Here is a 14,292-nt window from a genome sequence, read left to right as displayed (position 1 = left end):
AAGCTTCTTTTGTTTTGTTTCTACAATCGTGTTCAAAAAGTCCGATTCGGAAAGCGGATTTTTTGAACGGCCTTCTAACGCTTCAGAAAGCCCATCTCGCTCATACACTCGGAGCATATGGAACGTTCCTTAAATTCCTGCACCTCGTTCATGGAGCCGCAGAATACACATTTGGGACGGTACCTTTCAAGGATAATGTGATCGCCCTGAACGAATATTTCAACGGGGTCGCCCTCGTTCATCAAATATCGTTTGCGCAAAGATTTGGGAAGCACAATACGTCCAAGCTGGTCTACTTTTCTTACAACACCTGCCGGTTTCATCACATTCACCTCTTTTATGTCTGGAATTGTCAGCAATTGAGAAACCTTGCTTATGAGATATTATACTTTCGACAAAAAATGCACAAATCCTTCCCGGCGAATTAATTTGTAATTTTCACACAATTACTTCAAACCGGCAAAAGAAATTTGCCTAAATGCCTCGTACAAAACAATTGCTGCGGAATTGGAAAGGTTGAGCGAACGGACCGCATCTGTCATGGGCATCCGGATACAGGTGGACAGGTTGGCATCAATTAGCTCCTGCGGCAATCCTTTCGTTTCTTTGCCAAAAACAAAAAAATCGCCATTCTGGTATGCAAATTCCGAATACACCTTGCTCGCCCGGGTGCTGGCAAAGAAAAAGCGGTTTTGTGAAAACTGCTCCCGCACCTCGTCGAAGGAATCATGATAATGAACGTTTACCGCATGCCAATAATCGAGTCCGGCACGCTTAAGCGTCCGGTCGTCGGTTTGAAAGCCAAGCGGCCTCACCAAATGCAGGTGAGTGCCAGTAGCCGCGCAGGTTCTTGCAATATTGCCCGTGTTGGCCGGAATTTCCGGCTCCACCAGCACAATGTGAAATGACACGATTTTACACGCCCTTTACGTTCAGTTAATCCAGCGCAAAATATATCTCTTCATAATAAGGAAGAAAGAAGGCGCGAAGGAGAGCAGCTGATGAAAAAAAAGGTACTGGTTGTAGATGACGAGCCGTCTATCGCCATGTTGATTGAGTTTAACTTAAAGCTTGCCGGTTACGACGTCAGATGTGTGGGCGACGGAGAAGCGGTATTTGACCAGCTCAAGCCGTTTCGGCCCGATCTGATTGTACTTGATTTGATGCTGCCCAAAATGAACGGCATCCAGGTCTGCCGCACGCTGCGGGATCAGAAAAACGAAGTGCCGATCATCATGCTTACTGCGCTGCAGGACATCAGCGACAAAATTGCAGGCCTCGATAACGGAGCGGACGACTATATGACCAAGCCGTTTAGCCCGCAGGAGCTAATCTCGCGGATCGGCGCATTGTTCCGCCGGCTTCAGACCATGCCCGGCGCTCAAGAGGACAATGTATACGACATAGGCGGCATGCAGGTGCTGGAGCAGCAGCGCGAAGTGCTGGTTGATGGCAATTCCGTGGATTTGACGCCGAAGGAATTCGAACTGCTTTTATTTCTCTGCAAACACAAAGGGAAGGTGCTCAGCCGTCAGCAGCTGCTGCATGGCGTATGGGATTATCACTTTCTCGGCGATACCCGGATCGTAGATGTGCATATCAGCCATCTGCGAGACAAAATCGAGCAAAACGCCCGTACTCCGGAATATATTATGACAGTCCGCAACGTTGGCTACAAGCTGAACGTGCCAGGCCGGACCGAAACCCTTGAGGCATTCCGCGCTTGATAAAGCGGCCCTTCAATGAATACCGCCCCTTCCTGCTCTGTAAAAGAGAGGAGGGGCGGTTTTTTTGATGGCTATTATCCGTTTTTCTGCTGGAATTCCTTCATAAATTGCGCAAGCGCCTGACAGCTTTCCAAGGTTACGGCATTGTAGGTGGAGGCACGCAAGCCGCCAACATCGCGATGGCCTTTCAAGCCAACAAAGCCTTCTGCTTCGGATTGCTTCACAAATAGCTTCTCCAGCTCTTCGTTTGCCATCCGGAACGTTACGTTCATAATGGAACGGCTGTCGGTATGAGCGCAGCCCTTGTAGAAGCCGCCGCTGCCGTCAATCGCATCGTAGATCAGACCCGTTTTGTCGCGGTTCAGCTGATCCAGCTGGGCAACCCCGCCTTTTCCCTTAATCCATTGCAGCACAAGCTTCATCATAAACACGGAGAAGGACGGTGGCGTGTTATAAAGCGACTTGGCTTTGGCATGGGTGTCGTAACGAAGCATGGCCGGAATGCTCTTAGGGCTGTCTGCAGCCAAGTCATCGCGAATGATTACAACCGTTACACCGGAAGGTCCCAGGTTTTTTTGAGCGCCGGCATAAATCAGGCCGAATTTGCCGATATCAACGGGACGGGACAAAATATCGCTGGACATATCCGAAATCAGCGGCACGCTGCCTGTATCCGGAAATTCATGGAACTGGGTTCCGCCGATTGTTTCATTGGATGTAACATGAAGATAAGCCGCATTTTCGGGAACAACAATTTCATCAAGGCGCGGCACGCGCATAAAGCTGTCGGACGCCGTCGAAGCGGCAACAGCCATTTCTCCGATCACCTTGGCCTCTTTGATCGCCTTGTCGGCCCATGCGCCGGTTTGTACATAAGCGCCAACCTTGCCTGGAGTCAGCAAATTCATCGGCAGCATCGCAAATTGCGTGCTGGCGCCGCCTTGAAGCAGCAGCACATGATAATTCTCCGGAATTTGGAACAGCTCGCGCATCAGATCTTGCGTTTCATTATTAACCTGCTCATAAAAAGTGCTGCGATGCGACATTTCCATAATAGACATGCCTGCTCCCTGGTAGTCAACAAATTGCTCCTGGGCTTGCTGCAGTACTTCCAGCGGAATGGCTGCGGGTCCTGCATTAAAATTATAAGCTCTGGTCATCGTCCTTCTCTCCCGTCCTTCTATAAAGTGCACCACTGCGTACATGATATCGCTATGATAGCAAGTTTAAGGAGCCGTATCAAGTGAATTTGTCACAAAAGGCACTGAAAGTCGAACAAATTTATAATATTATGAATAGATTATTCGGATATACACATTTCAATCGACAGGGCACTAAACCTCACATGGATAGTATATATGAAAAAACTACGAAAAAGGCGAGCCTATACAGGCCCGCCTTCATGTCCTCGTTCAACTGCCCATTAGCAGCCGAAGTAGAGGCTGTATTCATGCGGATGAACACGAATGTTAACCGCTTTTGCTTCTTGGCGTTTGAATGCCACGTAATTGTTGATGAAGTCCTGGGAGAATACTCCGCCTTCAGTAAGGAATTCAGAGTCTGCCTCAAGAGCGTCAAGCGCTTCGTCCAGAGTGCCTGGAACGCTGCGGATTTCTTTTTTCTCTTCTTCAGGAAGCTCGTAAATGTTTTTGTCGAAAGGACCATAGCCCAATGCAACCGGGTCAAGACCTTTCTTGATGCCGTCCAGACCAGCAAGCAGCATAGCTGCAAATGCCAGGTAAGGGTTAGCGGTGGAGTCAGGCGTACGGAACTCGATACGACAGCCTTTAGGCGTTACAGCAGCGATTGGAATACGAACCGCAGCGGAACGGTTGCCTTTCGAGAATACCAGGTTAACCGGTGCTTCATAGCCTGGAACCAGACGTTTGAAGGAGTTGGTGCTTGGGTTAGTCAAAGCGATCAGCGCAGGCGCATGGTACAGGATACCCGCGATATAGTTCATAGCGAGCGGGCTCAGGTTAGCGTAAGCATCCTTGTCATAGAACAAAGGAGTGTCGCCGTTAAAGATGGAAGAGTGAACGTGCATGCCGCTTCCGTTATCGCCAAACAGCGGTTTTGGCATAAAGGTTGCCACTTTGCCCCATTGGCGTGCAACGTTATGAATAATATATTTGTATTTCAGAAGATTGTCGGCTGTTTTTTTCAACGTGTCGAAGCGGAAGTTGATTTCGCCTTGACCTGCTGTCGCCACCTCATGGTGATGACGTTCTACGCGCAGGCCGGATTCTTGCATGAGGCGAACCATTTCGCTGCGGATGTCTTGTTGGGAATCCACTGGAGCAACTGGCACATAACCGCCTTTTACAGGGATTTTGAAGCCCAGGTTGCCGCCTTCTTCCTTGCGGGCCGTATTCCATGCCGCTTCCTCGGAATCAACCGAGAAGAAGGAAGTGTTCATCGAGCTTTCATAACGAACGTCGTCGAAAATGAAGAACTCGGACTCGGGAGCGAAAAATGCTGCTGTGCCTACGCCGCTTGCTTGCAGAAACTCTTCTGCTTTTTGCGCAATGCCGCGTGGATCACGATCATAACGCTGTCCGTCTGGAGTGTAGATGTCACACATGATGTTAATTGTTGGATGGCTATTGAAAGGGTCTACGAATACCGATTCTGTATCCGGCATCATTACCATATCGGACTCTTCAATGCCGCGGAAGCCGGGAATCGAAGAACCGTCAAAAGCTACGCCGTTTACGAAAGTATCAGCGTCCACCTCTGTAGCAGGCAACGTGATATGATGAGCGCCACCGGCGAGGCTCACAAAACGGAAATCTACGAACTGAATGTTGTTTTCCTTAATAAGTTCTAAAACCTTTTCAACTGACATCTAAATTTCCTCCATTTCCGAACATTAGCTTGATTTTCGCACTCGAACGTTCAATAATTGCTGAACCATGTCGTTATTATAAAACTCCGCAATGTAGCAGTCAATAGCTATGTCAGGTATTTTTTATTGGAATGTTAGGAAGCCTCACAAGTTTGGCTAATACCTAATAAAAATAGCCATTTTCTCTGATTCATACCTAAAAATGGATATAAAAATCCCATTTCTAAAATTCCCTCCGGATTTCCAATATCACGTGTAAACGTTTTCTGACATGGAAATGCAGCAATACAAAAAAAACAGCCGTCGGTTTCGTCTTTTGGGACAAAACCGACGGCTGCTTAAATAAACGGATATACGCTGTTATTCCTTTATTTTTTCCACTCTTTGAAGTAGTCTGCAGGCTCTTTAGGCGTATTGAATTCTTTGCCTACAAGCTCTCCAAGCTTCTCCAGGTCCTTCAGCAAAGCGGCAAACTGATCCGGGAACAGAGACTGCACGCCGTCTCCCGTCATGGAGTTGTCGGGATCCGTATGCATCTCAACAATCAAGCCGTTGGCGCCAGCCGCGACGGAGGCCTTCGACATCGGCTCCACCAGCTCGCGGCGTCCGGTGCCATGGCTAGGATCGGATATAACAGGAAGGTGGCTGAGCGATTGCAGAACCGGAATGGCAGAAAGATCCAATGTATTCCGGGTATAAGTCTCGAACGTTCGGATTCCGCGCTCGCACAACATAACATTGGGATTGCCGCCGGCCAAAATGTATTCCGCTGCATTCAGGAACTCGTCATAGGTGGCGCTAAAGCCGCGCTTCAGCAAAACCGGAGTTTGAATCGTTCCCAGCTTGCGCAGCAAGTCAAAGTTCTGCATATTGCGTGTGCCTACCTGAAGGATATCGGCATGCTCAGCGCAAATGTCTACGTATTCAGGCGTCATGACCTCGGTTATAGTTAACAGTCCATGCTTTTTGCCAGCCTCCGCCATCATAACCAGGCCTTCCACACCTACGCCCTGGAAGCTGTATGGACCCGTTCTTGGCTTAAACGCTCCGCCGCGCAAAATTTGGCCTCCGGCTGCTTTGACCAGTCTGGCGATTTCGTCGATTTGCTCCGGTGTTTCAACGGCGCAAGGCCCACCCATAATGGCGAGATGCTTGCCTCCGATTTTGACGCCTTTAATATCAATAATAGTATCGTCGGGATGGAAGTCGCGGCTTGCCAGCTTGTAGGACTTTGAAATTTTAATAACATTTTCAACATCCTTCATTTGACGCAAATGCTCCGCCAATGTAGGCTCTGCCTTTCCGATAATACCGATTACCGTTCTGTCGGTGCCTCTGGATACATGCGCCTGCACGCCCGTTTGTTCGATATGTTTGACGATTTCCTGTATTCTTTCGTCGCTAGTGTTGTTTTTAGTAATGGCAATCATTCAAAACACTCCTTTATTTTTCACATAACCCGCTTTTAGGCTTTTATGCGTCTATGCTTTTTAGCTTTTATGCTTTTATGCTTTTATTCGCTAAAGTCAATATAACGCATTTTTGATTCTCCGTCAACAGCGGAGAATCAAAAAATGCGTCAAAATGATGAATACTTGCTTAAGCTTTATTTGCTTCCGCTTCCTTTGGCTGCTCTTCCTTCGGCTTTTGCTCCGATGCTTTCGCCCTTACATTGGGAAGCAGCTTGTTAGGATTGATTGTTCTAACGATTTCCCAGGTGTCGGGATTTCGATAGTCATATTGCTCCAGATAGGCAATAACTTCCTTCGTAATCGGCGTAGGCGTAGATGCGCCTGAAGTTACCGCAACACGCTCCATGCCCTCCAGCCATTCCCGCTTGATTTCGGTAACGTCGGCCACGCGATAAGCTTTGACACCGGCAATTTCCTCCGACACTTGCGCAAGGCGATTGGAGTTGTTGCTGCGCGGATCGCCCACAACGATAACGAGCTGGGCTTCTCCGGCCTGTGTAGCCACAGCCTCCTGGCGCACCTGAGTAGCCAGGCAAATTTCGTTATGCACCTCGGCATGGGGGTACTTCTCCTGCAGCCGCTTCATAATGTGGCGGATATCCCACTGCGACATGGTTGTCTGATTCGTAATGACAATACGTTCGGCTTGTACATCCAGTTCGTCGATTTCTTCTTGCTTTTCGATAAGATGCACCAGATCTGGAGCAACGCCAACAGCGCCTTCCGGCTCAGGATGGCCTTTTTTACCGATATATATAATATGAAAGCCTTCGGCGGTTTTCGCGCGAATCAAATCATGAGTCCGCGTAACATCGGGACAAGTAGCGTCAACAACGGTCAAACCTTTCTCCCGGGCAAGCTCGCGTACCTGAGGCGAGACGCCGTGGGCGGTAAAAATAACAGTGCCTTCCGTAATCTGTTCCAATATATCCATTCGGTTGGCTCCGTCAAGCGTAATAACGCCTTCCCGCTCAAAAGCCTCCGTTACATGCGCGTTATGAACAATCATGCCCAAAATATAGATAGGCCTCGGCATTTCCAAATCTTTGACGGTTTGCAGCGCCAGCACCATGGCGTCAACTACTCCGTAGCAATAGCCGCGCGGGGATATTTTGACAATCTCCATTTCTTGCACCTGCTTTCCAACGGACCTAGTCCAGCTTGTTTTCGTCCGTTTCTTCCATTATAGTGTAATCCGCCTGAACGGAAAAGTCTAATGGCAGCCAGATGACAAATGCGGTACCGGCATTTTCCCGGGTGGTCACCTCAACAGAGCCTCTATGCTCATCAAGAATCCACTTGGCAATGGACAGGCCAAGCCCCGTGCCAACCGTAACGCCGCGTGATTCATCCGCCCTGTAGAAGCGGTCGAAAATATGAGGAATCTCCTCCGGATTCATGCCGATTCCGGTATCCTCTATTTTCCACCCGATATGCCCCTCTCTGGAGACGGTACTCATCTCGACATAACCGCTTGGCGTATACTTAAACGCATTTTCTATAAATATGAACAGAAGCTGCTGTAAATAGTCATGATTTCCGTATACGCGCGCTCCCTCCAGCGCTGACAAATCCGCAACTTTCCATTCCGCATTTCGCGGCAGCAGATTCGCCCGGCGCACCACTTCCTCCGTTAACGGCAAAAGGCTGATTTGTTCTTTTTCCATCACATATCCCGCATCCGCACGCGCCAGAGCCAACAAATCGCTTACCAGCGTACTCATTCGTTTGGCTTCCGCCGAAATGTCGCTCATCGCTTCATTCGACATCATCCAATGATCGGCGCTGAGCTGCAGGCCGTCTGCGGCTTTTCCTTCGTCTCTGGCTTTACTCCACATTTTTTCCAAAAGATCGATATTTCCGCGAATGGTTGTCAGCGGCGTGCGAAGCTCATGGGATGCATCTGAGACAAAGCGACGCTGCATCTTGTAGGCATCATCCAATTCATTATAAGCAGTCTCCAGCCGGGACAACATGCCGTTAAGCGTATTAACAAGCAAGCCTACCTCGTCCTTAGGAGAGCCTACAAACGGTATGCGAACGCTGAGATCAACGCCCTTTTCGATTTGCTTGGTGGAGGCAATAACCCGTTCAATCGGCCTAAGCGCTTGACGCGCAATCAACATGCCCACGGTAAAAGCGATAAGGACCAGAAGGACGGAGTAAAAAACAAACGTATTGCGAAGTCCAGCCAAAAATTGGTCCTCGTTATAGGTAAGCATGCCAATCTGAAGCAGGCCTACCATTTCGTTGTTAGGCAGAACAACAACCGGGATTTGATACGTAATCATTTTATATTTGGAAGAACCGATAGTAATGCTTCGTTCCACGAATTCCCGCTCAGGATTGGATGTAAGCTCCGGGTAAGGAATTAAAATAGATTGCTGGCGTAAATTGGAGGATTGTTTGATGATACCTTCATGGTAGTTAATAAGCTGAATATATATGTCCTTTTCAGCAATTTGCGTCCGGCGGTCCAAATCAAGGTCAAGGCTGTTAAAAATCGTTCCCGTTATCCGAATCTCGTCTGCCTGCTTTTTTATTTGCGAACGCAGTTCATTATACGTATTCCAATTGACGAACCAGTAGAGACTAACGCCGAATACAAGCAATGTGACGGCCAGCAGGCCAGAGTACCATAAAGTAAGGCGCAGCCTGATAGACATAATTAACCCGCCTCTCCTCTAAGGACGTAGCCGGTTCCCCGCACCGTCTGGATCAGCCGCTTTGCCCCGCCTTCCTCTACCTTTTGGCGAAGCATTGCAATATAAACCTCAAGCACGTTGGACTCGCCGCTAAAATCATATCCCCATATTTTTTCCATAATGGCGTCTCTCGTCAATACTCTGCGGGGATTTTGCATAAACAGCAGCAGCAAATCGTATTCCTTGGATGTCAGCTCGATTCTGCGTCCCGCTCTTATCGCCTCGCGGGCATCCATGTCCAGAACAAGGTCTTCAAAAAGAAGCTGGCTTCCCGCTTCCTCCAGCTTGTCGCTTTTTCTGCGAAGAAGAGCGCGAGCGCGGGCAAGCAGCTCCTCCAGCGCAAAGGGCTTGACCAAATAGTCGTCGGCCCCCAGATCCAGTCCTTTGACCCGATCAATGACATCGTCTTTGGCCGTTAGCATCAATATCGGAACGGCGCTGCCGCCTTCCCTTACTCTGCGGCATACCTCCCAGCCGTCGATTTGCGGCATCATCACATCCAGTATAAGCAAATCCGGATCAGCGGTAAGCAGCACCTTCAGCCCTTCAGCTCCATTGGAGGCCGTTGTCACCTCGTAGCCTTCAAAAGCCAGGCTTCTGCGCAGCATGGAAATAATCCGGTCATCATCATCAACCACAACAATATGAGCTCTCATCGCCGGCCCCCCCTAAAAATCGGAAGAAAAAGGGGCTGTCCGAAAAGTAAGTTACGGAGAATAAATATTCAGGAAAACCGGTACCTGCAGGAAAAGGGTGTCTTGGAAGCTCAAACATTTTTGTCCGCTTTATTTTGATCCAGTTTTTTAGTGGATAAAAGCAGACAAAAAAACTCGCCCTCAAGACACCCTTTCCCCTCCGGTCCTCGCTGCTGAATAGTTATTCGTTTCACGTGACTTTTCGGACAGCCCCTTCTCCATTTTTTCAACCCCAACACTATAAATTGAACAAAAGAAAGACAGCAACGGCCAGAGTGTGGGGGGTTCTGTAGAAGCGTAGCGTTCGCCTTTGTTCCCGGATTTCACCATTAGACATTACCATTCAGAGAAATCTGGGAACAACAGCGATTCGGAAGAACTCCTCACATGGAGGCCAGCATAGCTGCATCTCATTTGTTCAACTTAAATAATTACCAATTATTCTACCCCAAAAACGTTTTTATCGCCAATTTCAATCTCAAGGTTAATGGCCTCGCCCTTGCGGATAACATTAAACTGCACTTTGTCGCCTACTTTTTTGGATTGTATTTCGGCGATCAAGGCTTTGGTCGTTGTGTACGTTTTACCGTCCACGCCAGTAATAACGTCATATTGCTTCAGATCCCCCAGGTAAGCCGGGGAGTTGTAATAAACGCCGGTTACGAGAGAGCCCTCCACTTTGTCCAAGCCTAGCTTGGTTGCATATTCCTCTGTCATATCCATTAGGTTGGCCCCGATAAACGGCGCCGGCTCTTTAGGAATTTCAGTGTTGTTCTTCAGGTTATCCAAAACCTCGTTAATAGTAGTTGTTGGAATAGCAAAGCCGATGCCCTGCGCCTGCGAGCTGACCGCAGTATTGATGCCAACCACCTCGCCCTTGACATTCAGCAGAGGCCCGCCTGAGTTGCCGGGATTGATGGAAGCATCCGTCTGCAGCAAATGCTTGTAGTTGCGTTCGCCGTTGCTGTCGGAGATGCTGATTGGACGCTCCTTGGCGCTAAGCACGCCAACTGTAATGGTGTGGTCGAAGCCGTACGGATTGCCGATTGCAACAACCCAATCCCCGATATTAATATCCTCGGAGCTTCCTAGCGGCAGGGTAGGAAACGCCTTATCGCTTTCAACCTTGATGACGGCCAAATCCAGATCGTAGCTGTTGCCGAGAAGCTTGGCGGTCAGGGGTTTGTCGTATCCCTGTACCGTTACCTTGATTTCATCGGCATTTCCTACAACGTGCTGGTTTGTCAAAATATAGCCGGTGGAATCAAAGAAAAATCCGGTGCCAACGCCTGTTTGCTGCAGCTGCCCTTCATTGCCCGCGTCTGGAGTTCTTGTGGAAGGAGTGTCATCGCCGAAAAACTGGCGGAAAAACGGATCATCCAGCAGTCCTCTGCCGCCTGTGCTGGCTTGCGTTTTGGCATACGTTTCGATTTTGACAACTGCGGGACTCGCTGTTTCAAACAGCTGCGCGATATTGTCCGGACGCGCGGCGACGGCGCTTGAAGAACCTCCCGTTTGCTGGGATACGGTTGAGCCCTGCGTTGTCTGGCCCGATCCGCTTACCGTTTCCACGGTTCTGCCGGAGGTAAACCAGTTTTGCACATCCGCCGTATACATCAATGCGCCAACTACCAGCACGCCTGCCATAAAGGAAAGAAACACAGATTTAAAGGAGCTGCCGCGTTTTTTCTCCTTCGTTTCCCCCCAGCCCTTGCCTGAAGGCGTAAACGTGCGGGCCGGTTGAATTTGCTGAGGCCGCTGCGGATAGCCGGAAGATGGCTGGCTGTAGCCGCCAGAGAATTGATGTTGATTGTAATCATTTGATTGCTGTACCTTTAGCGGCTGAGGCTGCTGTTCCCCGCCCGAAATCGGGCCATAGGAGTAATAATGCGCCTCTTTGGGCGGCTCATTCCGAAAGCTCTCCCTATGAGCCTCGTCAGTCTTTCTGCTATCCTCATAGCCATAGTTCCCGGAGTAGCCTTTGCCTTCCCCGTAGGAATGATCGTCCGAGCTTGATGTATTATTGTCGGAGCGGTTGGAACCGTCGGACGAAAAGAAATCATCGTAACCCTTTTTGTTGTTTTGGTCGTCCATCTTGCGCTCTCCTCCATTCATGATCTATCAATATGAAGTATGTTTTTTGTTAGTTCTATCATGCACACTACACCTTAAAACAAACTTAAAATTTCATTAATCTTTGATAATTTATCAAAATCAATATGCCGCCAGTGAAAACAAAACACCCCCTGTCTGTTTCCTTCCATTTCAAGTATAATGGAAAAATAATGGTAATAAGAGCCAGGATAAGATTAGCACAGAAAGGATGAAGTTTTCACATGGCTATTGCGGCAGGGTTATTATGCGGCATTCTCTTTTCAGAATGGTTTATTGCGTTTGTGGCATGCTGGGTATCAGGAGTTATCTATTGCATGCTAATTCCTTTTTTTCAACCTCATTTGAAAGCAACCAACAGAAATATTCAATCGCCGCCGCTTATTACCTTTTATTTTGAAAAGTTTAAAAACTTTCTTTTTATTGCTGTATTTTTTGCCTATGTTGGCAGATTAATCGCTGGACTTTTCTAAGTGTAAATGGCCGCCATTGCAGAATGGCGGCCATGTTCATAATCATATAGTCCTGTTAACGTGTCAAAACAGCCTCCACCATCCGGACGAGCTCTTCGCCCCGCTCCGCCCAGCGGTCTTCAACCTCTGCATCGGGATCAACAGGGGACTGAAATTGATCAAACATAGCCCCAACCACCCGCACCGATGCTTCGGGATCATTGCCCTCATTATATAAATGCTTTAGCACAAATGGCTGCCCTAACGTAATGATGGCATTATTTTCGGAATATTCACTGTCGATATTGCCATCTGTCACCTGGAACGGAATACGCAGCCAAACTTTATGTGCGGAATCCATCGGCTTGTCAAAACAACCCTGCTCGTAGTCCCAATTGCCTCCTAGCGTATACCCTAACCCCTGCAATTCTCCTTGCAGCTCCGTAAACTTCCCCGTGCTGCCTTCTATTGTGGATGAAATCAGTCTAACGGGAACCACCTCCAGCGCTTGCTTGCTGTAACGTAGTATGCCCCGCCGAATGACGGGGCTATACAAAGCCTGGTTTTGAAATGAAAGGTTACGGTTAGGCCCGGTTTGCCCATCCCTTGCGATGAGCCAGGACGGCAAGCTGGGTCCGATCCTCAAGCTCGCATTTCATCAACAGATTGCTTACATGCGTTTTTACCGTTTTGATGCTGATATGCAGCTCTTCAGCAATCTCCTTATTGGATAAGCCGTCAGCAATAAGCAAAAGCACTTCCTTCTCACGATCGGTTAAGTCCTCGTCGCCGGATTGCGCGGTTCGTTGTCTCAGTCCCCGGGTCAAAGCCTGCGATACATCGGCTGTCATAACAGGCATTCCTTTGAATGCGCCGTTGATGGCATAAATCAATTCCTCGGCGGAAACGGTTTTAAGCACGTAGCTGACGGCTCCTGCTTCAATCGCACCGTAAACCTTGTCATCCTCCAGAAAGCTGGTCAGCATAACAATTCGAATACCGGGGTAGCGGGCCGTGACGGCCTTTGTCGCTTCAATTCCATCCATAACCGGCATCATTAAATCCATCAAAATAATATCGGGACGCTGCTGCTCTGTGCAAGAAGCCAGATAGTCAAGCGCTTCGGCTCCATTGCCCGCTTCCGCCATTACCTCCAGCTTAGGCTCCAGCATGAGATAAGTGCGCAGTCCGATTCGGACCATGTCGTGATCGTCAACAATCATGATTTTAATGCTTTCGCTCATTGATTTTGCTCTCCCCGGTATATTTTTGGAATCGTCACTTTAATGCGGGTCCCACTCCCGACCTTGCTTATAATGTCTGTTGTACCGCCCAGCTTTTCCGCCCGCTCCTTCATCGTCGACAAGCCATAGGAGCCTCTTTTGACGGTATCCGTCTTAAAGCCGGCTCCGTCATCCGACAGCATCATAACAACCTGCCGCTCCGTATCGGCCAGCGTCAATGTGCAGCCTTGGGCTTTGGCATGCTTGACGACGTTCGCCATCGCTTCCTGCACAATCAAAAACAGCTGGTGCTCCTTGGCCTCGCTCAGCTTTTCGCTCAGCCGCCATTCCAGGACGCCCTGCAAGCCGTTTTGACGGCAATAGTCGGGAAACCATTTGTCGAGCGCCTCCTGAAGCGATCGTCCCTCCAGCTCCATCGGCCTCAGCTGTGCAATAAAGTTCCGCATCTGCTTTTGCGCCAGATTGGACATTCCAATAAGCTGCTCAAGAACAGAAGCCGCCCGCGAGGCATCCACCTCCTGAAGCTTGGGAAGGGATGACGCACACATATGTATGGCAAAAAGCTGCTGGCTTACCGTATCATGCAAGTCGCGCGCAAGACGCTTACGCTCCTCCAATACCGCCGCTTCATTAGATGCCGATTCCGCAAGCACTCGTTCCTCGCCCATTTTCTGAAGCAGCTTCATCTTTTCTTCCATGCTTTGGGCCAGCTCGTTAAACTCTCTGTACACCTGAACGAAGGAATGATGTCCCGAATCCGTTATGCGAACCTGATAATTTCCGTTTATGCCTTGCTTTAGAGCCAAATAAAGCGTGTCCAGCCGCCGTCCGTAGCGTTGTGCCGCCCAGTAGCCAAACGCCGCGCTAATGAGCACAACGATGGCAAGAGCAGATAGGTTGCGCTCCATCTGGGACAAATTGGAATCGAGCGTATTCCATATCATATACAGCAAGGAAAGCGAAACAGCGGAAGCTAGGGCAAACATGCCAACCAGCTCCCACTTCCCGCTTCGGAAAAACCGAACCATCATGCGCTA

At 49.1% G+C, this 14,292-nt stretch carries 14 protein-coding genes; 2 read left to right on the top strand and 12 right to left on the bottom strand.

What is annotated here, in order from left to right; all coding sequences use genetic code 11:
• Positions 1-74 precede the first annotated feature (74 nt).
• Together A7K91_RS17885 and trmL are read right to left on the bottom strand one after the other, a co-directional pair.
• Positions 75-323: an AbrB/MazE/SpoVT family DNA-binding domain-containing protein gene (locus A7K91_RS17885; RefSeq protein ID WP_068685148.1), complete on the bottom strand. Its 249-nt coding sequence runs from the start codon at positions 321-323 to the stop codon at positions 75-77.
• Between the two features lie 123 nt (positions 324-446).
• Positions 447-911, bottom strand: coding sequence for a tRNA (uridine(34)/cytosine(34)/5-carboxymethylaminomethyluridine(34)-2'-O)-methyltransferase TrmL (gene trmL / locus A7K91_RS17880; RefSeq protein ID WP_068685147.1), 465 nt, complete (start codon positions 909-911; stop codon positions 447-449).
• Between the two features lie 90 nt (positions 912-1,001).
• Between trmL and A7K91_RS17875 the strand changes: the two genes are divergently transcribed.
• Positions 1,002-1,727, top strand: a complete 726-nt coding sequence (locus A7K91_RS17875) for a response regulator transcription factor (protein WP_068685145.1) — start codon at positions 1,002-1,004, stop codon at positions 1,725-1,727.
• A gap of 74 nt (positions 1,728-1,801) precedes the next feature.
• Here A7K91_RS17875 and serC read toward each other — a convergent pair whose 3' ends face one another.
• The 7 genes from serC to A7K91_RS17840 form a co-directional block, all read right to left on the bottom strand.
• Entirely contained in the window at positions 1,802-2,887 is a 1,086-nt protein-coding gene (gene serC / locus A7K91_RS17870) for a 3-phosphoserine/phosphohydroxythreonine transaminase (protein WP_068685142.1), read from the bottom strand.
• Between the two features lie 263 nt (positions 2,888-3,150).
• Positions 3,151-4,575 carry a type I glutamate--ammonia ligase gene (glnA, locus tag A7K91_RS17865; protein WP_068685140.1) on the bottom strand — a complete coding sequence of 475 codons (1,425 nt, stop codon included), beginning with the start codon at positions 4,573-4,575 and terminating at the stop codon, positions 3,151-3,153.
• A gap of 368 nt (positions 4,576-4,943) precedes the next feature.
• A complete protein-coding gene (gene aroF, locus A7K91_RS17860; protein WP_068685138.1) occupies positions 4,944-6,005 on the bottom strand; it encodes a 3-deoxy-7-phosphoheptulonate synthase in 1,062 nt (353 codons plus the stop codon).
• A gap of 169 nt (positions 6,006-6,174) precedes the next feature.
• Positions 6,175-7,173, bottom strand: coding sequence for a 4-hydroxy-3-methylbut-2-enyl diphosphate reductase (locus A7K91_RS17855; protein WP_068685135.1), 999 nt, complete (start codon positions 7,171-7,173; stop codon positions 6,175-6,177).
• Positions 7,174-7,198: 25 nt separating this feature from the next.
• Positions 7,199-8,713: a sensor histidine kinase gene (locus A7K91_RS17850; protein WP_068685133.1), complete on the bottom strand. Its 1,515-nt coding sequence runs from the start codon at positions 8,711-8,713 to the stop codon at positions 7,199-7,201.
• 2 nt (positions 8,714-8,715) lie between these two features.
• Positions 8,716-9,408, bottom strand: a complete 693-nt coding sequence (locus A7K91_RS17845) for a response regulator transcription factor (RefSeq protein WP_068685131.1) — start codon at positions 9,406-9,408, stop codon at positions 8,716-8,718.
• 477 nt (positions 9,409-9,885) lie between these two features.
• Positions 9,886-11,541, bottom strand: a complete 1,656-nt coding sequence (locus A7K91_RS17840; protein WP_068685129.1) for a S1C family serine protease — start codon at positions 11,539-11,541, stop codon at positions 9,886-9,888.
• 242 nt (positions 11,542-11,783) lie between these two features.
• Here A7K91_RS17840 and A7K91_RS17835 point away from each other — a divergent pair, with 242 nt between their 5' ends.
• Positions 11,784-12,032 carry a hypothetical protein gene (locus A7K91_RS17835; protein WP_068685127.1) on the top strand — a complete coding sequence of 83 codons (249 nt, stop codon included), beginning with the start codon at positions 11,784-11,786 and terminating at the stop codon, positions 12,030-12,032.
• Positions 12,033-12,087: 55 nt separating this feature from the next.
• On the opposite strand, the gene A7K91_RS17830 is transcribed toward A7K91_RS17835, so the two are convergent.
• The 3 genes from A7K91_RS17830 to A7K91_RS17820 are packed head-to-tail and all read right to left on the bottom strand — an operon-like array spanning position 12,088 to position 14,286.
• Positions 12,088-12,639, bottom strand: coding sequence for a YugN-like family protein (locus A7K91_RS17830; protein WP_245697600.1), 552 nt, complete (start codon positions 12,637-12,639; stop codon positions 12,088-12,090).
• Positions 12,596-13,255, bottom strand: a complete 660-nt coding sequence (locus tag A7K91_RS17825) for a response regulator (protein ID WP_068685125.1) — start codon at positions 13,253-13,255, stop codon at positions 12,596-12,598. The genes A7K91_RS17830 and A7K91_RS17825 overlap by 44 nt, the downstream gene beginning before the upstream one ends.
• Positions 13,252-14,286, bottom strand: a complete 1,035-nt coding sequence (locus A7K91_RS17820; RefSeq protein WP_068685123.1) for a sensor histidine kinase — start codon at positions 14,284-14,286, stop codon at positions 13,252-13,254. Before A7K91_RS17820 ends, A7K91_RS17825 begins: the two co-directional genes overlap by 4 nt.
• Between the last annotated feature and the right edge of the window lie 6 nt (positions 14,287-14,292).

It is taken from the genome of Paenibacillus oryzae (genome assembly GCF_001675045.1).
GTDB lineage: Bacteria > Bacillota > Bacilli > Paenibacillales > Paenibacillaceae > Pristimantibacillus > Pristimantibacillus oryzae.
Note: the sequence above shows the minus strand (reverse complement) of the source record. Positions and strands in the feature narration are given on the sequence as shown.

Bases quoted from the DNA above. Each gene is read 5' to 3' on its own strand.
- A7K91_RS17845 (WP_068685131.1), bottom strand. From the start codon at position 9,408: ATGAGAGCTCATATTGTTGTGGTTGATGATGATGACCGGATTATTTCC.
- A7K91_RS17820 (WP_068685123.1), bottom strand. From the start codon at position 14,286: ATGATGGTTCGGTTTTTCCGAAGCGGGAAGTGGGAGCTGGTTGGCATG.
- A7K91_RS17840 (WP_068685129.1), bottom strand. From the start codon at position 11,541: ATGGACGACCAAAACAACAAAAAGGGTTACGATGATTTCTTTTCGTCC.
- A7K91_RS17825 (WP_068685125.1), bottom strand. From the start codon at position 13,255: ATGAGCGAAAGCATTAAAATCATGATTGTTGACGATCACGACATGGTC.
- A7K91_RS17850 (WP_068685133.1), bottom strand. From the start codon at position 8,713: ATGTCTATCAGGCTGCGCCTTACTTTATGGTACTCTGGCCTGCTGGCC.
- aroF (WP_068685138.1), bottom strand. From the start codon at position 6,005: ATGATTGCCATTACTAAAAACAACACTAGCGACGAAAGAATACAGGAA.
- A7K91_RS17835 (WP_068685127.1), top strand. From the start codon at position 11,784: ATGGCTATTGCGGCAGGGTTATTATGCGGCATTCTCTTTTCAGAATGG.
- A7K91_RS17855 (WP_068685135.1), bottom strand. From the start codon at position 7,173: ATGGAGATTGTCAAAATATCCCCGCGCGGCTATTGCTACGGAGTAGTT.
- A7K91_RS17875 (WP_068685145.1), top strand. From the start codon at position 1,002: ATGAAAAAAAAGGTACTGGTTGTAGATGACGAGCCGTCTATCGCCATG.
- A7K91_RS17885 (WP_068685148.1), bottom strand. From the start codon at position 323: ATGAAACCGGCAGGTGTTGTAAGAAAAGTAGACCAGCTTGGACGTATT.
- serC (WP_068685142.1), bottom strand. From the start codon at position 2,887: ATGACCAGAGCTTATAATTTTAATGCAGGACCCGCAGCCATTCCGCTG.
- glnA (WP_068685140.1), bottom strand. From the start codon at position 4,575: ATGTCAGTTGAAAAGGTTTTAGAACTTATTAAGGAAAACAACATTCAG.